Raw genomic sequence first — 20,970 nt, 5'->3', positions numbered from 1 at the left:
GCGCCGGGGCCGCTTGCATGTTTACAGCCCGGAGCTTATCTCGTGAGCTTCGGTGAAACGCACCGCCTGACCTCACGGGCCATCAAGCGTTACCAAGCGGAGAATCAGGCATGGCTTCGGCTGCTGAACAACTAGCCTCGAATCTGAATTTCTCGGCCTTCGCCAAGGCGGAGGACCTTAAGAAACGCATCTGGTTCACCATCGGCGCGTTGCTCGTCTATCGCCTCGGCACCTACATCCCGCTTCCCGGCATCAATCCCGATGCTTTCGCCCAGGCCTTCTCCTCGCAGAGCAAGGGCGTGCTCGGCATGTTCAACATGTTCGCCGGCGGTGCCGTGCAGCGCATGGCGATCTTTGCACTCGGCATCATGCCCTACATCTCCGCTTCCATCATCATGCAGCTGATGACCTCGGTCATTCCCTCGCTGGAAGCGCTGAAGAAGGAAGGCGAGCAGGGCCGCAAGGTCATCAACCAGTACACGCGCTACGGCACCGTGCTCCTGGCGCTGGTACAGGCCTATGGCATTTCGGTGGGACTGGAGAACGGCAACGGCATCGTCAGCGATCCCGGCATGTTCTTCCGCATCTCCACCGTCGTCACGCTGGTCGGCGGCACCATGTTCCTGATGTGGCTGGGCGAGCAGATCACAGCGCGCGGCATCGGCAACGGCATTTCGCTGATCATCTTCTCCGGCATCGTCGCCGGCTTGCCGCATGCCATTTCCGGCACGCTGGAACTCGGCCGTACCGGCGCCCTGTCGACCGGCCTGATCCTGGCGATCATCGTGCTGGCCATCGTCGTCATAGCGCTTATCGTGTTCTTCGAGCGCGCCCAGCGCCGCCTGCTGATCCAGTATCCGAAGCGCCAGGTCGGCAACCGCATGTTCCAGGGCGATACCTCGCATCTGCCGCTTAAGCTCAACACCTCGGGCGTCATCCCGCCGATCTTCGCGTCGTCGCTGCTTCTGCTACCGGCCACCGTCGCCGGCTTCTCGCAGACGACCAACATGCCGGCCTGGGCCAGCACCATCCTGGCCTCGCTTGGCCACGGCCAGCCGCTCTACATGGCATTCTATGCGGCGATGATCGTGTTCTTCGCCTTCTTCTACACAGCGATCGTGTTCAACCCGAAGGACACCGCCGACCAGCTCAAGAAGCATTCGGGCTTCATCCCTGGCTATCGTCCGGGCGAGCGCACCGCCGACTATATTGATTACGTCCTTACCCGCATCACCGTCGTCGGCGCCATCTATCTGGTGCTGGTGTGCCTGCTGCCGGAGTTCCTGATCTCGGCGACTGGCGTACCATTCTACCTCGGTGGCACATCGCTTCTGATCGTGGTCAGTGTCACGCTCGATACGGTTGCGCAGATTCAGGGGCACCTGATCGCGCACCAGTATGAAGGCCTGATCAAGAAGTCGAAGCTGCGCGGGGGGAAGAAAGCCAGATGAGGTTGATTTTGCTTGGGCCGCCAGGAGCGGGCAAGGGGACACAAGCACAAAGACTGGTAGAAAAACACGGCATACCCCAGCTCTCGACGGGTGATATGCTGCGTGCCGCCGTTCAGGCCGGTACCGAGGTCGGCAAGCGTGCCAAGGCGGTGATGGATGCCGGCGAGCTGGTGTCCGACGCCATCGTCAACGCCATCGTCGCCGAGCGTATCGATCAGGCTGACTGCGCCAAGGGTTTTATCCTCGACGGCTATCCGCGCACGCTGGTGCAGGCGGATGCGGTTGAATCGATGCTTTCAGAGCGTGGCATTGGTCTCGACACCGTCATCGAACTGGTCGTCGACGACAGGGCCCTGGTTGGTCGAATCGTCAAGCGCGCCGATGATGCAAAGGCCGCCGGCCAGCCGGTGCGCAAGGACGACAATCCCGCCGTGTTCGAAGAGCGGCTGCGGGAGTACTACAAGAAGACCGCTCCGCTGACCGGCTACTATTACGCCAAAGGCAAGCTCAAGACTGTGGACGGCATGGCCAGTATCGACGCGGTAACCGCCGAGATTGAAGCCGTTCTCGCGGCGGCCGAGAAGGCGCGGTAAGGGAATTTAAAGATTAAGCTTGACGGAGACGACTTGCTGCGGTATCGCGGCCCGTCTTCCTATCAGATGCGCGCTTTGCCTGTCCGCAAGGGCAGGGCAGTCGCTTTGAACTGGAAACTCCCGCAAGGGCCGGCCTCCACCGGACGCGGGGCAATCTGAATAATGCCGGCTTGTCCGGCCCACATGGAGAAGAGAAGAACATGGCTCGTATAGCCGGCGTCAACATTCCGACCAACAAGCGCGTCGTCATCGCGCTTCAGTACATTCACGGCATTGGCAAGAAGTTCGCCCAGGAGATCGTCGACAAGGTCGGCATCCCGGCCGAGCGCCGCGTCAACCAGCTGACCGATGCGGAGGTGCTGCAGATCCGCGAGACCATCGACCGCGACTATCAGGTCGAAGGCGACCTGCGCCGCGAAGTGTCGATGAACATCAAGCGGCTCATGGACCTTGGCTGCTACCGCGGCCTGCGTCACCGCCGCTCGCTTCCGGTTCGCGGCCAGCGCACGCACACCAATGCACGTACCCGCAAGGGCCCGGCCAAGTCGATCGCCGGCAAGAAGAAGTAATAAGAGTGAGTGGTTGGTAGTGGGTGGTGAGGACGTCATCGCTACTCACTAATTCACTATTCACTTTTCCAGGTGGAGCCGCTGGCATTACGGCGGTGTAGAGATCAACTGAAAGGACTATCATGGCCAAGGAAGCCGCTCGTGTTCGCCGTCGCGAACGCAAGAACATTTCGTCGGGCGTTGCCCACGTCAATTCGACCTTCAACAACACGATGATCACCATCACCGACGCGCAGGGCAATTCGATTGCCTGGTCGTCGGCCGGTGCCCAGGGCTTCAAGGGTTCGCGCAAGTCGACCCCGTTCGCCGCCCAGATGGCTGCCGAGGACGTTGCCAAGAAGGCCCAGGAACACGGCATGCGCATGCTCGAAGTCGAGGTCTGCGGACCGGGCTCCGGTCGTGAATCGGCGCTGCGCGCCCTGCAGGCGGCCGGCTTCACCATCACCTCGATCCGTGATGTGACGCCGATCCCGCACAATGGCTGCCGCCCGCGCAAGAAGCGCCGCGTCTAAGCAATTTATCGAACGCCGCGTGAGCGCCCAAGGGCGTTCCTCCACGGTATTCCAGGTCGCCCGCCACGATTGGATGGTGGCGGGTCAACGGAAGGAAAGCATCATGATCCAGAAAAATTGGCAGGAACTGATCAAGCCGAACAAGATCGAGTTCTCGTCGAAGAAGAAGACGCTGACCACGCTGGTCGCCGAGCCGCTCGAGCGTGGCTTTGGCCTGACGCTTGGCAACGCGCTCCGCCGCGTGCTTCTGTCTTCGCTGCGCGGGGCGGCCGTCACCGCCGTGCAGATCGACGGTGTTCTGCATGAATTCTCGTCCATCGCCGGCGTGCGTGAGGACGTGACCGACATCGTCCTGAACATCAAGGAAATCGCCATCCGCATGGAAGGCGATGGCCCCAAGCGTATGGTCGTTCGCAAGCAGGGCCCGGGTGCGGTTCTCGCCGGCGACATCCAGACGGTTGGCGACGTCGAGATCCTCAACCCCGACCACGTCATCTGCACGCTGGACGAAGGCGCTGAAATCCGCATGGAATTCACCGTCGACACCGGCAAGGGCTACGTGCCTGCCGAGCGCAACCGCGCCGAGGACGCGCCGATCGGCCTGATCCCGGTCGACAGCCTCTATTCGCCGGTGAAGAAGGTCTCCTACAAGGTCGAGAACACCCGCGAGGGCCAGGTTCTCGACTATGACAAGCTGACCATGACGATCGAGACCGACGGTTCGATCTCGGGCGAGGACGCGGTGGCTTTCGCCGCCCGCATCCTGCAGGACCAGCTTGGCCTGTTCGTCAACTTCGACGAGCCGCAGAAGGAAGTCGCCGCCGAAGCCGTCACCGAGCTCGCCTTCAACCCGGCGCTGCTCAAGAAGGTCGACGAACTCGAGCTTTCGGTGCGTTCGGCCAACTGCCTGAAGAACGACAACATCGTCTATATCGGCGACCTCATCCAGAAGACCGAAGCCGAGATGCTGCGCACCCCGAACTTCGGCCGCAAGTCGCTGAACGAGATCAAGGAAGTGCTGGCGGCGATGGGCCTGCACCTCGGCATGGAAGTGCCGGACTGGCCGCCGGAAAACATCGAAGACCTCGCCAAGCGTTACGAAGACCAATATTGAGCATGAATTCCAAGGATCGGCGGCGTGAGCCGCTCGATCCGACGGTCATGCGGAAAACCCTCGGAGGCCGTGGCCTCTTGAACAACTGAAGAAGGAAAAGAGCCATGCGCCACGGTTTCAAAGGCCGCCGCTTCGCCCGCAGCATAAGCCACCGCAAGTCGATGTTCGCCAACCTGGCGGTGTCGCTGCTCGAGCACGAGCAGATCGTCACCACCTTGCCGAAGGCGAAGGACCTGCGTCCGATCGTCGAGAAGCTGGTGACGCTCGGCAAGCGCGGCGACCTGCACGCGCGCCGCCAGGTGATCGCGCAGATCGGCAATGAGGGCGTCGTCAAGCGCCTGTTCGACACCATCGCCCCGCGCTATGCCACCCGCAACGGCGGCTATCTGCGCATCATGAAGGCCGGCTTCCGTCACGGCGACAATGCCGCGATGGCGGTCATCGAGTTCGTCGATCGCGACACCTCGGCCAAGGGCGCCGGCGATCGCGCCCGCATCGAAGCCGAAGGCGCGGACGAAGCCGCGGCCGCATAAGGCTTCGCCTTTTCGGAGTGAATTAGAGGGGCCTGCTGGCCCCTTTTTCATAACTGCGTGCGCCAAGGCGTGCCAAAAACGATTGACTGCCGCGAAAATAATCGGATTTCAGCGGCTTAGCCTTTCATTTTGCACATTCGTCGGGACAATGCGCCCGAACTCGCTTGGAGGATTCGTAATGCGCGCCAAAAGACTGTCCCTTGTTCTGCTCTGCGCCTTCATGGTGTTCGCAGCTGCACCGGCAGTTCGGCAGGCGCTGGCCGAAGACGCCGCCAAGCCCGCCGATCCAGGCCTCTCCGATGTGTTGACGGACTTGCTGCATGGCGTCGAAGGCGAGAATGCCACTTCAGGTCCGGACAAGCGCGTGCCTTTCGGCCGCGAGGAGGTCCAGCTTTCGTTCGCGCCGCTGGTCAAGCAGACGGCACCTGCGGTGGTCAATGTCTATGCCTCGCAGACCGCCAAGGTGACATCGCCTTTCGAAGGCGATCCGTTCTTCGAGGAATTCTTCGGCCGTGCCCAGCCGCGTGCGCAGTCTTCGCTCGGCTCGGGCGTGCTCGTCGATCCGAGCGGTGTCATCGTCACCAATTTCCACGTCATCAAGGATGCCGACGAGGTCAAGGTGGCGACCGCCGACGGCCGCGAATTCACCAGCAAGGTGATGCTGAAGGACGAGACGCTCGATCTCGCCGTGCTCAAGATCGAGTCCGACAAGCCGTTCCCGGTCATCGCCATCGGGGATTCCGACGCGCTCGAGGTCGGCGACCTGGTGCTGGCCATCGGCAACCCGTTCGGTGTTGGCCAGACCACCACCAGCGGCATCGTTTCCGCGCTTGCCCGCAGCCATATCGGCGTTTCGGATTCGGGTTATTTCATCCAGACAGACGCCGCCATCAACCCCGGCAATTCCGGCGGCGCGCTGATCAACATGGGCGGCCAGCTGGTCGGCATCAACACCGCCATCTACAGCCGCAGCGGCGGCTCGATCGGCATCGGGTTCGCCATCCCCGCCAACATGGTGCGGGCTTTCGCCGATGCCGCCAAGGCCGGTCTCGATTTCTTCGAGCGGCCCTATATCGGCGCCGAATTCGAAGCGGTGACGCCGCAGATCGCCGAATCGCTGGGCATGGAAAAGCCGACCGGGGCGCTGGTCTCCTCGGTCGACGCGACGGGTCCCGCCGGCAAGGCAGGGTTGAAGCCGGGCGATGTCGTGCTGCAGATCAATGGCAAGCCGGTCGAGAGCATCGAGGCGCTCGACTACCGCATGGCGACGCTGTCGATCGGCACCAAGGCGAATTTCGCGATCCTGACCAAGGGTCAGCAAGCGGCGATGGACATTGCGCTGGAGCGCGCGCCGGAGGGGGCGAAAGCCTCGGAAGTGACGCTGCATGGCCGCAGCCCGTTCTCGGGCGCGAAGGTCTCGGAACTGTCGCCTCGGCTTGCCCAGAAGCTTGGCTTGCGTACCGACCTCAAGGGCGTGACGGTGATCGATATCAATCGCGATTCGCCGGCCGCCGATTTCGGCTTTCAGCCAGGCGACATCGTGCGCGAGGTCAACGGCACCACCATCGACACCGCCGCAGTGCTGGCGCAGGTAGCCCAGCAGGATACGCGCTGGTGGCGCTTTACCGTCGAGCGCGGCGGGCAGATACTGCGCCAGGTTTTGCGTTACTGAGTTCGACCCTGAAGGGATCGCGCTCCAAACTTGGAGCAGGTCGGCGTTTCACCAAAACGCCGACCTGCCCTATATCCTTGTTTTGACGCAATCCCGGACGGAAAATCGCTTCACACTTTTCCTGGAATTGCTCTGAGGGAGTGCATGGCCGATCTGTTCAGCGTTGACGAACTGGAAAAGGTGCCGCCCGGACGGCCGCTGGCCGACAGGCTGCGTCCGAAGAATCTTGGGGAGGTCGTTGGCCAGGAACATCTGACGGGACCCGATGGCGCGCTGACTCGGCTGATCGGCTCCGGTTCGCTGGGATCGATGATCTTCTGGGGTCCGCCAGGCACCGGCAAGACCACGGTGGCGAGGCTGCTTGCCGGCGAGACCAGCCTTGCATTCGAGCAGATATCGGCGGTCTTTTCCGGCGTCGCCGACCTGAAGAAAGTGTTCGAGGCGGCCAAGCTGCGCCGTGCCAACGGCCGCCAGACGTTGCTTTTCGTCGACGAGATTCATCGCTTCAACCGCGCCCAGCAGGATTCATTCCTCCCCGTCATGGAGGATGGAACGGTCGTGCTGGTGGGCGCCACCACCGAAAACCCGTCCTTCGAACTCAACGCGGCCTTGTTGTCGCGCGCGCGGGTCATGGTCTTTCATTCGCTGGGTGAGGACAGCATCGCCAAGCTGATGACGCGGGCGGAGGAGGCGGAGGGCAGGGCGCTGCCGCTTGACGATGAAGCGCGGACGATGCTCATTCGTATGAGCGATGGCGACGGACGCGCATCGCTGACACTGGCGGAAGAGGTCTGGCGCGCGGCCAAGGCTGGCGAGATATTCGATCCCGAAGGGCTTCAGCGCATCGTCCAGCGCCGTGCGCCGATCTACGACAAGGGCCAGGACGGCCATTACAACCTGATCTCGGCGCTGCACAAGTCGGTGCGCGGCTCGGATCCCGATGCCGCCCTCTACTATCTCGCGCGCATGTTCGATGCCGGGGAGGATCCGCTCTATCTCGGCCGCCGGCTGGTTCGCATGGCGATGGAGGACATCGGGCTGGCCGATCCGCAGGCCCTGGTCGTCGCCAACGCGGCCAAGGACGCCTATGACTATCTCGGCTCTCCGGAGGGCGAACTCGCCTTCGCCGAGGCCACCGTCTATCTCGCCACCGCGCCCAAATCCAATGCCGTTTACACTGCCTTCAAGGCTGCCACGCGGGCCGCCAAGGAACATGGCTCGCTGCTGCCGCCGAAGCACATTCTCAACGCGCCGACCAAGCTGATGAAGGAAGAGGATTACGGCGCCGGCTACCGCTACGACCATGATGAGCCAGATGCCTTTTCAGGCCAGGATTATTTTCCGGAAAAGATGGGCCGCCAGACCTTCTACGATCCGCCCGAGCGTGGTTTCGAGCGCGACATCAGGAAGCGGCTCGACTACTGGGCAAAGCTGCGCAAAGAGCGGGAATAGCCGACTTGCGGAGCGCGGTGGTCTTGTCGGTGCGAAACGAGGCCTCGCCCTGGGGGATTTCCACTTCGGTTCTCCTGCATGGGCTGCTCGCCGCCAGCGTCATGTTGATACCATCGCCGAAACGCCCGAGCCGGCCAGAGGAGGAGCGCGTGTCGGTCGCCATCCTGACGCCACGGCAATTCGAGGTTTCGACAAGGCCGCCCGCACCTCCCATCGAGGAGGCACCCCGCGCACCCATGCCCGAGGCACCGGCGCCTGCTCCAAGCGCTCCTCGATTTCCCGCCACGCCCGCCATGATCCGCCCAACGCGGATGCTGTCGGCCAAGACCCTCGCCGATCCGCACAGCAAGCAGGCCCGCGCCGATCTCAGGACCTTCGCATCCGATGAGCGCATGGTGCAGCTTTGCAATCTGGAGGCCATGGGCCAAATCCGCCAATGGCATGCGGATTTCCAGCCGGAGCGGGTGGTGCCCTACGCGACCGCGGAGGAGAAGATCACCGGCACGACGATCGCCGCTAATGGTGCGGCCTTTCGCAGTCGTAAAAACTGGTACAGTCTGAAGTTCAAATGCCAGCTCGCCAAGGACGGCGAAAGCGTCATTGGCTTTGAATTTCTGGTCGGCGATCCCGTGGCCAGGGACAAATGGGACGAGCTTGGCTTGCCGGCAGTGCATTGACGGCCCGGCAAACTCCACCAGGCAACCAGCCCGGCCAGACACCATGGCCGTTGTGCGGTGACCCAAAAAACCTTATCAAGGCGCACGGTCGGGCGGTGGCCGTTGCCATGATTGGGCACCTCATTCGCAACAGGATCGCGCTTCGCGCGTGGAAAAATGACAAAAACCCTTCGCAAATCCCTTCGCAAATTCGCCATTGCCATCCCGCTTCTCGCCCTTGGCTTCTATTTCATCCCGATCCTGACGACGATCTTCATCGTCTGTGGTCTGATCGACGTGTTGCGCAACGACAGGAAGGATTTGGCGCTGTTCAGCGGCTACTTCCTTGGCAACGGGCTCTTCACCTGGTTGCTGTCGCCCTTCAACCTGCTGGTCGATCTCCTGTGCTACAGAAATCCGGGCGTGTGGAAGCTGGAGCAGTTTCCCGCCGACTATCAGCGTGAGGTCAATGAGGTCCTTGATATCTTCAAGGCGCGCAAGGATGAGATCATCGCCGACATCGACGCCAATTTCGGCGCCGGCCGGCGCGGCATGTATGTCTACCAGTGGTACGGCAAGCACAGGATCGACAACGTCGAGGAATTCAACAAGGACTTCAAATACATCAAGACGATTGCCGTTTCCGTCTTCAGCAAGCGCGAATCGACCTCCTGGCATTTCGGACCGCTGCGGCTCAGCCTGCGTATCCTCTACAATCTGATCCCGGTGAAAGCGGAGATTTTCGTCGAATGCGGCAACGTCAAGAACTACTGGTACGACAATCCGCAGTTCATTTTCGACGACACGCTGCTGCATCGCTCGGTCAACGAGTATGATGGCCGCCGCTACTGCGTGTTCATGGATATTATCAGGCCGTCCCCGGTGCCCAGGCTTATCGCCGGCATGCTTGCGGTCGTCTCGGTGAGCGTCGAGCGCATCAACTCGATGTTCTACAAGAACTGGAAGATGATCGGCTCCACAAAGCCAAAGAAGGTCGAAACCACCTAAGTTGAAGATCTGTCGATACTGCCGGCGGAGCCGGCAGTATCCTGAATGCGTCATGGCAGTGATTGCGCTTCGTGAGTTGGAAGCCCGGTTCTTGATAGGTCGACTATCTCTGCCATCCCCGAAGCTGCGTCACCTCGCTCAAGGGATTGACGCCGGCGTCCTCGCGGGGGCAGTAACGTTCTATGTTCAATCTGCTTCTCGTAGCCGTCGGCGGCGGCATCGGCGCCGGCATCCGTCATCTGACCAGCATGGGCGCGCTGCGCCTCGTCGGTCCCAACTATCCCTGGGGCACGATGGCGATCAATATCGTCGGCTCGTTTGCGATGGGGCTGTTCATCGCCATCCTTGCGCGTCGCGGCGGGTCCGATGAGGTCAGGCTGTTCGTTGCTACCGGCATTCTCGGAGGCTTCACCACCTTCTCCGCCTTTTCGCTCGATTTCGCCGCCCTGTGGGAACGAGGCTCGACACTGCCGGCATTCGGATATGCGCTTGCCAGCGTCGTTGGCGCGATCATTGCCCTGTTTCTGGGACTTTGGCTCGCAAGAACCGTTTCATAATGTTATTGCCGCGCCAAGCGCAGGCCAAGAGCCCTGCTCGGGAAACGGATAAGCGAAGAAGACATGGCAGGCGTTGAACAGATCACGGTGGAGGCCGGCGAGGCGGGCATGCGGCTCGATCGGTGGTTCAAGACGCATTTCCCGGGCCTTGGCTTCGGCCATCTACAGAAGCTGCTGCGCTCCGGCCAGATCCGCGTCGATGGCGGCCGGGTCAAGGCCGACACCCGCGTCGAGCCGGGGCAGATGGTCCGCGTTCCGCCGCTCGAGGTGGACAAGAAGGGCGAGAGCGCGCTCACCGGCCACTCGATCCGGAACCAGGGCGACGCCGATGTGCTCGCCAAGATGCTGATCCACGAGGATCCCAAGGTCTTCGTCTTCAACAAGCCGGCGGGCCTCGCCGTTCAGGGCGGCTCCGGCGTTACCCGCAATGTCGACGACATGCTGGAAGCCTGGCGCAGCCAGAAAGGCGAGAAGCCGCGGCTGGTGCACCGGCTCGACCGCGACACGTCGGGCGTGCTGGTGGTGGCCCGCACCAGGCTGGCCGCGATGAAGCTTTCAGAGGCGTTCCGGGCGCGGGAAACCAAGAAGACCTACTGGGCGCTGGTCAAGGGCGTGCCGCCCAAGCGCGAGGACAAGATCTCGACCTGGCTGATCAAGGAGGCTACGCCGGACGGCGATCGCGTGCGCATCGCCGCGCATGGCGAAAAAGGCGCCGACCATGCCGTGTCCTATTATCGCATTATCGAGCAGGCGGCGCAGACCATGACCTGGCTGGAGATGGAACCTTATACCGGCCGCACACACCAGCTTCGCGTCCATGCCGCCCATATCGGCTGCCCGATCATCGGCGACCCGAAATACTTCGAGGCCGACACCAACTGGGATTTTCCTGGCGGCATTCAAAACCGCCTGCATCTGCACGCGCGCCGCATCATTATCCCGCACCCGGACAAGGGCGTCATCGACGTCACCGCTCCGATGCCGCCGCATATGCGCCAGAGCTGGAACCTGATCGGCTTCGACGACGCCAGCGCGGAGGACTAACCGTGAGCGGCGCCACCGATGCGCTCGATCGGCGCGACGCGGTCGACATGGCCGCAGCCGCCATCATGGTCGGCCTGACCTTTTCCTGGGGGCTGAACTACGTCGCCGCCAAGATCTCCTATGCAGGCTATGATCCCGTCTTCCTATCGATCGCGCGTTCGGTCATCGGTGGTTTCTGCGTCTTTCTCTGGTGCCGCTGGCGCGGCATTGCGCTGTTCAGCAGAGATGGGACATTGCCGGCGGGCATTGCGGTCGGCGTGCTTTTCGGCGTCGAGTTCCTTTGTCTCTACGTTGGCCTGGAGCATACGACCGTGGCGCGCAATACGCTGCTGGTCAACTCAATGCCGTTCTGGATGCTGATCGGCGGCCATTTCCTGCTCGGCGAACAGATCACCATGCGCAAGTTTCTCGGCCTGCTGTTGGCCTTCGCCGGTCTTGCCACGGTCTTTTCCGACAAGCTCGGCGGTAGCGGAGACATGCTGTTCGGTGATCTCCTGAGCCTCGGTTCGGGGTTTTTCTGGGCCCTGACCAATATCCTTATCAAACGATCGAAATTGGTCGAGGCGAGTGCGGAAAAACTGCTGCTCTATCAACTCGCCGGCGCGGCGATCGTTGGCATGATGGTGCTGCCTCTTGCCGGCCCACCGGTGCGCGATCCGTCCCTGTTGCCGACATTGGCGCTGCTTTTCCAGGCGGTCTATATCGTCGCTTTCACCTATGTGCTCTGGTTCTGGCTGCTGCGCCGCTATCCGGCTTCAGGCTTGTCCAGCTTCACCTTCCTGTCGCCGGTCTTCGGTGTCCTGTGCGGTGCGATCATCTTGAACGAGCCGCTGACCATTCGCATTTTTCTCGCACTTGGCTTGATTGCGGCCGGCCTGATCATCGTCAACCGGCCGGCACGCAAGCTGATACCGGTGTAAGAAAGGCACTTCATGCGTGATATCCTCAACGACCTCGAAGCGGGCAAGTATCTTTCCGATCCGGATCCGGTGCGTCGCGCCCAGATCCAGATGAAGACGCCGCTGCCCAAGCGCTTCTATAAGGAGGTCTCGGTCGCGTCGGCGGAAGGTGGCTTTGCCGTCCATCTCGACGGCAAGCCGGTGCGCACGCCGGGCAAGGCAATGCTGGCGCTGCCGACCGAGGCGGCCGCGACGCTGGTTGCCGGCGAGTTCGCGGAACAGGGCGAGACGATCAATCCGATGACGATGCCGGTGATGCGGCTGGTCAACACCGCAATCGATGGCGTGGCCAGCGATCCGCAGGCGGTGCTGGAAGACATTCTGCGTTTTGCGTCGTCGGATCTGCTCTGTTATCGCGCCGATGCACCGCAAGAGCTGGTCGAGCGCCAGAACGAGCGGTGGGATCCCGTCATCGACTGGGCCCGCGCAGCACTTGGGGCCCGTTTCAACCTTGCCGAGGGCATCATCCATATCGAGCAGCCACGCGAAACCATTGCCGTGCTGGGCAGCCATCTGGCGCAACGCGCCGAACCGCTGCGCCTTGCCGCCATCCATGTCATGACATCGTTGACCGGCTCGGCATTGCTGGCGTTGGCGGTCGATTTCGGCGAGCTCGACGGCGAGGAGGCCTGGGCCGCCGGCCATGTCGATGAGGACTGGCAGATCGCACAGTGGGGACAGGACGCCGAAGCCGTCGCGCGCCGCGCCGCTCGCAAACGGGACATGATGGCCGCCGTCAGCTTGCTCGAAGCGCTGCGGGCCTGAGGGCTTCGCTCCGCCTTCGCACTGCACCTAATACGAAAGTCATAATCCCATCGTCGCGGTGCCCTTTCCCCGCCCTTTCTGCCATTTTTCCTGTGTTGGCTGCGTCTTTGAGTCCGCGTTCGGAGGAGAACGCGGACGTCGGCGCACAGCATCGAAGTCTCACGGGAGGATAGCTCTATGGCAATGGCATCGACCGCCGGCGGAACGAGCCGCGGCATGACGCGGGAGGAGAAGAAAGTCATCTTCGCTTCCTCGCTCGGCACTGTTTTCGAATGGTACGATTTCTATCTCTACGGCTCACTGGCGGCTTTCATCGGCTCGACCTTTTTCAGTCCGACCATTCCCGAGGCAACGCGCAACATCTTCGCGCTGCTGGCCTTTGCCGCAGGCTTCCTGGTTCGCCCGTTCGGCGCGCTGCTGTTCGGTCGCATCGGCGACCTCGTCGGCCGCAAATACACGTTCCTGGTCACAATGACGATCATGGGCCTGTCGACCTTCCTGGTCGGTCTGCTGCCCGGCTATGCAACCTTGGGCATCGCGGCTCCGGTGATCCTTATCGTCCTGCGCATGCTGCAGGGTTTGGCGCTGGGCGGCGAATATGGGGGCGCTGCGACCTATGTCGCCGAACATGCACCCGATGACCGCCGTGGCTTCTACACCTCATGGATCCAGACAACAGCGACGCTCGGCCTGTTCCTGTCGCTGATCGTCATCCTGATCGTACAGGGATCGCTGAGCAAGGAGACCTACGCCGCCTGGGGCTGGCGCATTCCGTTCATCGTCTCTTTCCTGCTGCTCGCCGTTTCGATCTGGATCCGGTTGTCACTCTCGGAGTCTCCGACCTTCCAGAAGATGAAGGACGAAGGCAAGGGCTCAAAGGCGCCGCTCTCGGAAGCCTTTGGTCAGTGGAAGAACGCCAAGATCGCGCTCCTGGCGCTGCTCGGCCTCACCGCCGGTCAGGCCGTGGTTTGGTACAATGGCCAGTTCTACGCGCTGTTCTTCCTGCAGAACGTGCTGAAGGTCGACGCGCAGTCGGTCAACATCATGATCGCCATCGCGCTGGCTATCGGCTCGATCTTCTTCGTCGTCTTCGGCTGGCTCTCCGACAAGATCGGCCGCAAGCCGATCATCATGGCTGGCCTTGCGCTGGCCATCGTCTGTACATTCCCGCTGTTCAAGGCGTTGACCTGGGCCGCCAATCCGGCGCTCGCCAAGGCTCAGCAGAGCACTCGGGCAACGGTGACGGCAGCTCCCGGCGACTGCAAGTTCCAGTTCAATCCGGTCGGCACGGCGAAGTTCACGACGTCCTGCGACATCGCGACTTCGTTCCTGACCAAGAACTCGGTTCCCTATGAAGTGGTGTCGACGGCTGCGGCCGGGACGCCTGCGTCAGTCAAGATCGGTACAGAGACAGTGGCGTCCTACGATGCGGTCGCCGCCGGCGATCAGGCCAAGGCTAAGGACGCCGCCTTCGTCAAGGCAGTCAACATGTCCTTGCAGGACGGCGGCTATCCGCTGAAGCGAGCGCCGATCAAGGTCGCGGACCAGAAACTCGATGCCTTCATCGCAGCCAATCCTGAACTTAAGCTCGACGCAGCCGCCATCCGCGGCGGTGAAAAGGCAGCGGTGCCGACCGACCAGGCGGTTAAGGACAAGCTCTTGACCGCCGATGAGGCAGCGGGCGCACCCGAGGTCACCGTCTACAACATACCGGGCGGCGGTGCCTTTGCCATGTTCGCCGATCCGGCGGCGGTTAACTGGCCGATGACGATCGGCATCCTGTTCATCCTGGTCCTGTTCGTGACCATGGTCTATGGGCCGATCGCGGCGATCCTTGTCGAGATGTTCCCGACTCGCATTCGCTACACGGGCATGTCATTGCCCTACCACATCGGCAATGGCTGGTTCGGCGGCCTGCTGCCGGCGACGGTGTTCGCGCTCAGCGCCTACAAGGGCGACATCTACTACGGCCTTTGGTATCCGGTGGTCATCGCGGCGATGACGCTGATCATCGGCATGATCTTCGTCAAGGACACGCTCGGCACCGACCTGCACGCCAAGGAATAGTCGGTAGGCCAGAACGAAAAGCCCGGCGCGAGCGATCGCGCCGGGCTTTTTTATCAAGATCGACGTGGAAGGGTTCAGCCCTTCCGCTGCGGGTCTTCTTCCTCGACGGCGGCCTCGTGGTACCAGCCATCGAAATCGGCATGCTCGCCGCGAAGCGCGGCAAGCTCTGCCGCGAATTTGGCCTTGGCGCCTAAATTTAAGGCAGTCCTGCGCGCTGCCAGCGGGAACATCAGGATTTTCGCCGACGGACGCGACTGCGTGACTTGCATTGCCGGTCTCCCCGCTTTTTCAGGCGCTCGTTGATTCAGCTTTCACCAAAATAGGTCCTGCGATTCATTTAGGCAATATGCCTATGAAAAGATCATGATTTGCCTATGATTTAAGCAATATTGCTGCCTGGATCATCTGCAAGCATTGCTGAGGCGGCTCATTAACATAGTCGCCTGGGCACGATCATTTTGCCGCACCCTGCGAGAGCCGAGTGGCACACGAATTGCTTTTTATCCATCGGCAGGCCGGCCTGTTTCGGCCATGCATCGACATCCGCCTGCTTGCGGTGTCCAAGCAACGAGAGGCTCTAGAATGACCAAATACAAGCTCGAGTATATCTGGCTCGATGGATACACCCCGGTCCCGAATCTTCGCGGCAAGACGCAGATCAAGGAATTCGCTGAGTTCCCGACGCTCGAGCAGCTGCCGCTGTGGGGTTTCGACGGATCCTCGACGCAGCAGGCCGAGGGCCACAGCTCCGATTGCGTGCTGAAGCCGGTCGCGGTCTATCCCGATCCGGCCCGCACCAACGGCGTGCTCGTCATGTGCGAAGTCATGATGCCCGACGGCGTTACGCCGCATGCATCCAACAAGCGTGCCACTATCCTCGACGACGAAGGCGCCTGGTTCGGCTTCGAGCAGGAGTATTTCTTCTACAAGGACGGCCGTCCGCTCGGCTTCCCCGAGAGCGGCTATCCCGCACCACAGGGGCCGTACTATACCGGCGTCGGCTACTCGAATGTCGGCTCCGTTGCGCGCCAGATCGTCGAGGAACATCTTGATCTCTGCCTCGCGGCCGGCATCAACCATGAAGGCATCAACGCCGAAGTGGCGAAGGGGCAGTGGGAATTCCAGATATTCGGCAAGGGTTCCAAAAAGGCCGCCGACCAGATGTGGATGGCCCGCTATCTGATGCAGCGCTTGACCGAAAAGTACGGCATCGACATCGAATACCACTGCAAGCCCCTCGGCGACACCGACTGGAACGGCTCGGGCATGCATGCCAATTTCTCGACCACCTATATGCGTGAAGTCGGCGGCAAGGCCTATTTCGAAGCGCTGATGGCGGCTTTCGACAAGAACCTGATGGACCACATCGCCGTCTACGGCCCGGACAACGACAAACGTCTGACCGGCAAGCACGAGACCGCGCCGTGGAACAGGTTCAGCTATGGCATCGCCGATCGCGGCGCCTCGATCCGCGTCCCGCATTCGTTCGTCAAGAACGATTACAAGGGCTATCTGGAGGACCGCCGTCCGAACTCGCAGGGCGACCCCTACCAGATCGCCTCGCAGATCCTGAAGACGATCGCTTCGGTGCCGGCGAGCGCAGAGATTTCGGCCGCCGCCTGATCCGTTTTGCGGGCGCTTCAATGCGCGGCAGATGGATGTTCTTGCAGACAGGCCTGGGCGGAAGCGCCCGGGCCTTTCTTTTTACCGACCCGACATGACGCCACGCGCGGTCAGCGTCGTCACCGACTGCCCCGGAGCGGCGAATTCCCCCAAAAAAAGTCAGGTTGAAAAACAACGAGCGGTTTCACCAAAACGAGCGGCTTTGGCTGACGCTCCTTGCCGCTACTCGTCTCGTGCGGTTCCAAGTTTTCATTGAAAAAGCCCGGAAAACAGCCTGTTTCAGCTCGGTTCGTACGCGGCGGTCCTTTATATAAGCCACTGTTCATACATTGAAATCGGCGATTTATGCCTCCGTGTGGCGGCGTTGACAGGCTACGCCGCGGCATGCGTATTCGTGGCCTTGGGGTTACGCCAAGCGATGCTGTTCGAACGGGGCGGGGGTTTCGTGAACGACGGCATTGGCGGGGGCGCCGGACGAGCGGGCATTGCAGCCTGAGGCAGTGTGCCGCTCGCTCCTGGCGATTGATTGCGTCCCCCAAAAAAGCAAGTTGACCATCGTTGCGTGGCTGGCCGCACGCAATCCATAGATGAGCCTTTGGATCAGCAAAAAGCCCTTGAAGGGGAAAACCTTCAAGGGCCTTGAAACATTATTCGAGCGGAATCCTAGACCGAATAGTACATGTCGTACTCGACCGGATGCGGGGTCATTTCGAAGCGCATCACTTCGGCCATCTTGAGCTCGATATAGCTGTCGATCTGGTCGTCGTCGAAGACGCCGCCGGCCTTCAGGAAGCCGCGGTCCTTGTCGAGGCTCTGGAGCGCTTCGCGCAGCGAACCGCAGACGGTCGGGATCTTCTTCAGTTCCTTCGGCGGCAGGTCGTAGAGATCCTTGTCCATCGGCTGTCCCGGATGGATCTTGTTCTTGATGCCGTCGAGACCTGCCATCAGCATGGCGGCGAAAGCGAGGTAGGGGTTCGCGCCCGGATCGGGGAAGCGGACTTCGACGCGCTTGGCCTTTGGTGAGCTGCCGAACGGGATGCGGCAGGAAGCCGAACGGTTGCGCGCCGAATAGGCGAGCAGCACCGGCGCCTCGTAGCCCGGCACCAGGCGCTTGTAGGAGTTGGTCAGCGGGTTGGTGAAGGCGTTGATCGCCTTGGCATGCTTGATGATGCCGCCGATATAGAACAGGCAGCTCTCCGAAAGACCGGCATATTCATTGCCGGCGAAAGTCGGCTTGCCGCCTTTCCAGATCGACTGGTGAACGTGCATGCCCGAGCCGTTGTCGCCGAAGATCGGCTTCGGCATGAAGGTGGCCGTCTTGCCATAGGCATTGGCGACCTGGTGCACGACGTACTTGTAGATCAGCATCTTGTCGGCGTTGCGGACAAGCGTGTCGAACTTGATGCCGAGCTCGTGCTGGGCGGCTGCCACCTCGTGGTGGTGCTTTTCGACGCGAACCCCCATTTCAGCGAGCACCGTCAGCATCTCGGAGCGCATGTCCTGCGCCGAATCGATCGGCGGCACCGGGAAATAGCCACCCTTGATGCGCGGGCGGTGGCCGAGGTTGCCGGTCTCGTAATCGGTGTCGTCGTTCGACGGCAGTTCCGTCGAATCGAGCTTGAAGCCGGTGTTATAGGGATCGGCCTTGTATTTCACGTCATCGAACACGAAGAACTCGGCTTCCGGGCCGACATAGATGGTGTCGCCGATGCCTTCCGACTTCATGTAGGCCTCGGCCTTCTTGGCGGTACCGCGCGGGTCGCGGTTGTAGGATTCGCCCGAGACCGGATCGAGAATGTCGCACAGGATGACCATGGTCGACTGCGCGAAGAACGGGTCCATGTGGACGGTGTCCGGATCGGGCATCAGCACCATGTCGGACTCGTTGATGGCCTTCCAGCCGGCGATCGAGGAGCCGTCGAACATGACACCGTCGGCGAACATGTCTTCCTCGACCTCGACGACATCCATGGTGACGTGCTGCAGCTTGCCCTTCGGGTCGGTGAAGCGCAGGTCGACGAATTTCACGTCGTTGTCCTTGATCTGCTTCATGATGTCTTTGGCTGTCGTCATGTCATGTAATCCCTGTGTGCTGACGTTTTTTGATGGATGACGTTTCTTAGAGGATGGCCGGCTCGGATCAAACCGCGTCCATTCCGGTTTCGCCGGTGCGGATGCGCACCACTTCCTCGATGTTGGAGACGAAGATCTTGCCGTCGCCGATGCGGCCGGTCTGGGCCGCCTTGCGGATAGCCTCGATCGCGCCTTCCACGGCATCGTCGCCGAGCACGACCTCGATTTTCACCTTGGGCAGGAAGTCGACGACATATTCGGCGCCGCGGTAGAGTTCGGTATGACCCTTCTGGCGGCCGAAGCCTTTGGCCTCGGTCACGGTAATGCCTTGCAGTCCGGCCTCCTGAAGCGCTTCCTTCACTTCGTCCAGCTTGAATGGCTTGATGATCGCTTCGATCTTTTTCATGTAAAAAGTGGCCTCCACTGCCAAAAAAACGGGTTGTGAGCCCCCGCTTGCGCCTCAATCAAGCACGAACTGTGCCAGTCGAAGGGAACAGAAGCGGTGTCATACGATTTCAAAGTCATGTCACCCCCATATGCAAATTCGCGTCATTCGCTGCATCGGAAGCGGCATAGATGGCTGCAGCCTACCCGGCAGGACTGTGCATGTCTGCCCAATATTCGGGCAAATTGCTCATCCTGCGGGCAGATCGGTGCCTGCAATCTTCGCGCCGATCGACGTGCTCATGACAGCGCCAACTCCTCCCCGTTTGCGTCGAGCCGAAAACTGGACAATGCTTGATCGAATGCGGATCGGCAATCCATGAGCCACGAACTTCTTACCTCCGCCGAGATGGGCGAGGCGGATCGGCTGACAATTGCAGCAGGTCCAACCGACGGCGTTGGATTGATGCGCCGTGCCGGGCAGGCCGTCGCGACCGAAGTGCTCAGCCGCTATCCCTCGACGGCGCATGTCCATGTGTTATGCGGCCCAGGCAACAATGGCGGCGACGGTTATGTCGTCGCTCGCATTCTGGCCGGCAGCGGTGTCGCCACCACGGTCTGGACGTCTGGCCCGCCGAGGCTGGGTAGCGACGCGGCACTCGCCGCCGCGGAATGCGCCATCAAGCCCCGGCCGCTATCGGACTTTGATCCCGGTCCCCGCTCGATCGTGGTCGATGCGCTTTATGGGGCAGGGCTGTCCAAGCAGCTGTCCGGCGACGCCGCCAGGGCGGTCGATCTGGCCGCCAAGCTGCATTTGCCGGTTGTCGCCGTCGACCTGCCTTCCGGCATTTCCGGTGACAGCGGCAAAGTGCTCGGCACATCGTTTTCAGCAGAGCTCACCGTGACCTTCGCGCGCAAGAAGCCCGGCCATCTGCTGCTGCCGGGCCGGGAAAGATGCGGCGAGATCGTGCTTGCCGATATCGGCATCGGGGCGGAGATCATCGCAACGCTGCAGCCCCGCACGTTCGAGAACGGACCAGCGCTTTGGCAGCGCGAATTGCCGGTGCCGGCCATCGATGCCCACAAATACAAGCGCGGTCATGTCGGCGTCTTTTCCGGCGGGCCGAGCGCCACAGGCGCCGCGCGGCTCTCAGCGCTAGCCGCTGCCCGAAGCGGGGCAGGGGCGGTGACGGTTCTGTCGCCGGGCAACGCCATGCAGGTCAATGCCGCGCACCTGACCTCGATCATGCTGCGCAAGGCCGACGATGCTGCCGACATTGAAGCATTCGTCAGGGAGCGCCGGCTATCGGCGTTTGTGCTCGGACCCGGCTTTGGCATCGGTGAGAAAACCCGGGCGTTCGCACTTGCGCTACTCGCGTCGGGCAAGCCGGCGGCCGCGTCCGCCGGAATTGACGGCCTTGTCTTCGACGCCGACGCGATCACCTCGTTTCGTGAGGCGCCGGATGTCTTGTTCGAAGCCGCCCGCAGGCCGGACGCGCCCGCGCTGGTGATGACACCGCACGAAGGCGAATTCGCCAGGCTGTTCGCGGACATCGCCGATGACGACGTCTCGTCCAAGCTGGACAAGGCACGCGCGGCGGCAGCGCGCGCCAATGCCGTCATCGTCTACAAGGGCGCCGACACGGTGATCGCCGCTCCCGACGGCCGGGCAGCGATCAATGCCAACGGCGCGGCCTGGCTTGCCACCGCAGGATCGGGCGATGTGTTGTCCGGCGTCACGGCCGGATTGCTTGCCCAAGGCATGCCGGCTTTCGAAGCGGCCTGCGCGGCGGTCTGGATCCATGCCGAGGCCGGCAGTCGGTTCGGGCCGGGGTTGATCGCCGAGGATTTGCCGCTGGCGATGGTGCCGGTGCTGCGCGAACTGGTGGCTGCCAGAGGAGGGCGCTGATCAACCGCACTTGAGCGATGACCTCGACA

At 61.8% G+C, this 20,970-nt stretch carries 20 protein-coding genes; 17 read left to right on the top strand and 3 right to left on the bottom strand.

Annotated features, from left to right (window positions below; genetic code table 11):
* Window positions 1–110 precede the first annotated feature (110 nt).
* The 15 genes from secY (at window position 111) to LB555_RS27345 (ending at window position 14,952) form a co-directional block, all read left to right on the top strand.
* Entirely contained in the window at window positions 111–1,451 is a 1,341-nt protein-coding gene (gene secY / locus LB555_RS27415; RefSeq protein WP_015317976.1) for a preprotein translocase subunit SecY, read from the top strand.
* Window positions 1,448–2,044 (top strand): adenylate kinase, encoded by a 597-nt coding sequence (locus LB555_RS27410; RefSeq protein WP_015317975.1) that lies wholly within the window; start codon window positions 1,448–1,450, stop codon window positions 2,042–2,044. The genes secY and LB555_RS27410 overlap by 4 nt, the downstream gene beginning before the upstream one ends.
* Before the next feature lie 200 nt (window positions 2,045–2,244).
* On the top strand, window positions 2,245–2,613 hold the full coding sequence (gene rpsM / locus LB555_RS27405) for a 30S ribosomal protein S13 (RefSeq protein ID WP_006205445.1): 369 nt from the start codon (window positions 2,245–2,247) through the stop codon (window positions 2,611–2,613).
* Between the two features lie 122 nt (window positions 2,614–2,735).
* The gene (rpsK, locus tag LB555_RS27400; RefSeq protein ID WP_006205444.1) at window positions 2,736–3,125 is read left to right on the top strand and encodes a 30S ribosomal protein S11; all 390 of its coding nucleotides are present in this window, start codon (window positions 2,736–2,738) and stop codon (window positions 3,123–3,125) included.
* Between the two features lie 103 nt (window positions 3,126–3,228).
* On the top strand, window positions 3,229–4,239 hold the full coding sequence (locus LB555_RS27395) for a DNA-directed RNA polymerase subunit alpha (RefSeq protein ID WP_006205443.1): 1,011 nt from the start codon (window positions 3,229–3,231) through the stop codon (window positions 4,237–4,239).
* Window positions 4,240–4,343: 104 nt separating this feature from the next.
* Window positions 4,344–4,772, top strand: coding sequence for a 50S ribosomal protein L17 (gene rplQ, locus LB555_RS27390; protein ID WP_140792844.1), 429 nt, complete (start codon window positions 4,344–4,346; stop codon window positions 4,770–4,772).
* 178 nt (window positions 4,773–4,950) lie between these two features.
* On the top strand, window positions 4,951–6,444 hold the full coding sequence (locus tag LB555_RS27385; RefSeq protein ID WP_140792842.1) for a DegQ family serine endoprotease: 1,494 nt from the start codon (window positions 4,951–4,953) through the stop codon (window positions 6,442–6,444).
* Between the two features lie 144 nt (window positions 6,445–6,588).
* The gene (locus LB555_RS27380; protein WP_224587286.1) at window positions 6,589–7,896 is read left to right on the top strand and encodes a replication-associated recombination protein A; all 1,308 of its coding nucleotides are present in this window, start codon (window positions 6,589–6,591) and stop codon (window positions 7,894–7,896) included.
* Between the two features lie 29 nt (window positions 7,897–7,925).
* Window positions 7,926–8,573 carry a DUF930 domain-containing protein gene (locus LB555_RS27375; protein WP_411970810.1) on the top strand — a complete coding sequence of 216 codons (648 nt, stop codon included), beginning with the start codon at window positions 7,926–7,928 and terminating at the stop codon, window positions 8,571–8,573.
* A 156-nt stretch (window positions 8,574–8,729) separates the two neighbouring features.
* A complete protein-coding gene (locus tag LB555_RS27370; protein ID WP_140619545.1) occupies window positions 8,730–9,560 on the top strand; it encodes an aspartyl/asparaginyl beta-hydroxylase domain-containing protein in 831 nt (276 codons plus the stop codon).
* A 182-nt stretch (window positions 9,561–9,742) separates the two neighbouring features.
* Complete coding sequence (gene crcB, locus LB555_RS27365; RefSeq protein ID WP_140664338.1) at window positions 9,743–10,117, top strand: fluoride efflux transporter CrcB; 375 nt, start codon at window positions 9,743–9,745, stop codon at window positions 10,115–10,117.
* A gap of 63 nt (window positions 10,118–10,180) precedes the next feature.
* Window positions 10,181–11,161, top strand: coding sequence for an RluA family pseudouridine synthase (locus LB555_RS27360; RefSeq protein WP_015317967.1), 981 nt, complete (start codon window positions 10,181–10,183; stop codon window positions 11,159–11,161).
* A gap of 47 nt (window positions 11,162–11,208) precedes the next feature.
* The gene (locus LB555_RS27355; RefSeq protein WP_051041371.1) at window positions 11,209–12,081 is read left to right on the top strand and encodes a DMT family transporter; all 873 of its coding nucleotides are present in this window, start codon (window positions 11,209–11,211) and stop codon (window positions 12,079–12,081) included.
* A gap of 12 nt (window positions 12,082–12,093) precedes the next feature.
* On the top strand, window positions 12,094–12,885 hold the full coding sequence (locus LB555_RS27350; RefSeq protein WP_224684193.1) for an ATP12 family chaperone protein: 792 nt from the start codon (window positions 12,094–12,096) through the stop codon (window positions 12,883–12,885).
* A 177-nt stretch (window positions 12,886–13,062) separates the two neighbouring features.
* Window positions 13,063–14,952 carry an MFS transporter gene (locus tag LB555_RS27345; RefSeq protein ID WP_140664349.1) on the top strand — a complete coding sequence of 630 codons (1,890 nt, stop codon included), beginning with the start codon at window positions 13,063–13,065 and terminating at the stop codon, window positions 14,950–14,952.
* Between the two features lie 74 nt (window positions 14,953–15,026).
* Here the strand turns inward: LB555_RS27345 and LB555_RS27340 are convergent, their stop codons facing one another.
* Window positions 15,027–15,221 (bottom strand): DUF2735 domain-containing protein, encoded by a 195-nt coding sequence (locus LB555_RS27340; RefSeq protein WP_140823554.1) that lies wholly within the window; start codon window positions 15,219–15,221, stop codon window positions 15,027–15,029.
* Window positions 15,222–15,534: 313 nt separating this feature from the next.
* Here LB555_RS27340 and LB555_RS27335 point away from each other — a divergent pair, with 313 nt between their 5' ends.
* The gene (locus LB555_RS27335) at window positions 15,535–16,575 is read left to right on the top strand and encodes a glutamine synthetase beta-grasp domain-containing protein (protein ID WP_015317962.1); all 1,041 of its coding nucleotides are present in this window, start codon (window positions 15,535–15,537) and stop codon (window positions 16,573–16,575) included.
* Between the two features lie 663 nt (window positions 16,576–17,238).
* Here the strand turns inward: LB555_RS27335 and glnA are convergent.
* Entirely contained in the window at window positions 17,239–18,648 is a 1,410-nt protein-coding gene (gene glnA / locus LB555_RS27330; protein ID WP_015317961.1) for a type I glutamate--ammonia ligase, read from the bottom strand.
* A gap of 67 nt (window positions 18,649–18,715) precedes the next feature.
* A complete protein-coding gene (locus LB555_RS27325) occupies window positions 18,716–19,054 on the bottom strand; it encodes a P-II family nitrogen regulator (protein WP_006205430.1) in 339 nt (112 codons plus the stop codon).
* Between the two features lie 357 nt (window positions 19,055–19,411).
* Here LB555_RS27325 and LB555_RS27320 point away from each other — a divergent pair, with 357 nt between their 5' ends.
* Window positions 19,412–20,941, top strand: a complete 1,530-nt coding sequence (locus tag LB555_RS27320) for an NAD(P)H-hydrate dehydratase (RefSeq protein ID WP_224684192.1) — start codon at window positions 19,412–19,414, stop codon at window positions 20,939–20,941.
* Window positions 20,942–20,970: the final 29 nt, after the last annotated feature.

It is taken from the genome of Mesorhizobium sp. BR-1-1-10 (genome assembly GCF_020165595.1).
Lineage (GTDB): Bacteria > Pseudomonadota > Alphaproteobacteria > Rhizobiales > Rhizobiaceae > Mesorhizobium > Mesorhizobium australicum.
Note: the sequence above shows the minus strand (reverse complement) of the source record. Positions and strands in the feature narration are given on the sequence as shown.

Excerpts from the sequence above, each read along its gene's own strand:
- secY (WP_015317976.1), top strand. The coding sequence starts at position 111 with ATGGCTTCGGCTGCTGAACAACTAGCCTCGAATCTGAATTTCTCGGCC.
- LB555_RS27410 (WP_015317975.1), top strand. The coding sequence starts at position 1,448 with ATGAGGTTGATTTTGCTTGGGCCGCCAGGAGCGGGCAAGGGGACACAA.
- rpsM (WP_006205445.1), top strand. The coding sequence starts at position 2,245 with ATGGCTCGTATAGCCGGCGTCAACATTCCGACCAACAAGCGCGTCGTC.
- rpsK (WP_006205444.1), top strand. The coding sequence starts at position 2,736 with ATGGCCAAGGAAGCCGCTCGTGTTCGCCGTCGCGAACGCAAGAACATT.
- LB555_RS27395 (WP_006205443.1), top strand. The coding sequence starts at position 3,229 with ATGATCCAGAAAAATTGGCAGGAACTGATCAAGCCGAACAAGATCGAG.
- rplQ (WP_140792844.1), top strand. The coding sequence starts at position 4,344 with ATGCGCCACGGTTTCAAAGGCCGCCGCTTCGCCCGCAGCATAAGCCAC.
- LB555_RS27385 (WP_140792842.1), top strand. The coding sequence starts at position 4,951 with ATGCGCGCCAAAAGACTGTCCCTTGTTCTGCTCTGCGCCTTCATGGTG.
- LB555_RS27380 (WP_224587286.1), top strand. The coding sequence starts at position 6,589 with ATGGCCGATCTGTTCAGCGTTGACGAACTGGAAAAGGTGCCGCCCGGA.
- LB555_RS27370 (WP_140619545.1), top strand. The coding sequence starts at position 8,730 with ATGACAAAAACCCTTCGCAAATCCCTTCGCAAATTCGCCATTGCCATC.
- crcB (WP_140664338.1), top strand. The coding sequence starts at position 9,743 with ATGTTCAATCTGCTTCTCGTAGCCGTCGGCGGCGGCATCGGCGCCGGC.
- LB555_RS27360 (WP_015317967.1), top strand. The coding sequence starts at position 10,181 with ATGGCAGGCGTTGAACAGATCACGGTGGAGGCCGGCGAGGCGGGCATG.
- LB555_RS27355 (WP_051041371.1), top strand. The coding sequence starts at position 11,209 with ATGGCCGCAGCCGCCATCATGGTCGGCCTGACCTTTTCCTGGGGGCTG.
- LB555_RS27350 (WP_224684193.1), top strand. The coding sequence starts at position 12,094 with ATGCGTGATATCCTCAACGACCTCGAAGCGGGCAAGTATCTTTCCGAT.
- LB555_RS27345 (WP_140664349.1), top strand. The coding sequence starts at position 13,063 with ATGGCAATGGCATCGACCGCCGGCGGAACGAGCCGCGGCATGACGCGG.
- LB555_RS27340 (WP_140823554.1), bottom strand. The coding sequence starts at position 15,221 with ATGCAAGTCACGCAGTCGCGTCCGTCGGCGAAAATCCTGATGTTCCCG.
- LB555_RS27335 (WP_015317962.1), top strand. The coding sequence starts at position 15,535 with ATGACCAAATACAAGCTCGAGTATATCTGGCTCGATGGATACACCCCG.
- glnA (WP_015317961.1), bottom strand. The coding sequence starts at position 18,648 with ATGACGACAGCCAAAGACATCATGAAGCAGATCAAGGACAACGACGTG.
- LB555_RS27325 (WP_006205430.1), bottom strand. The coding sequence starts at position 19,054 with ATGAAAAAGATCGAAGCGATCATCAAGCCATTCAAGCTGGACGAAGTG.
- LB555_RS27320 (WP_224684192.1), top strand. The coding sequence starts at position 19,412 with ATGAGCCACGAACTTCTTACCTCCGCCGAGATGGGCGAGGCGGATCGG.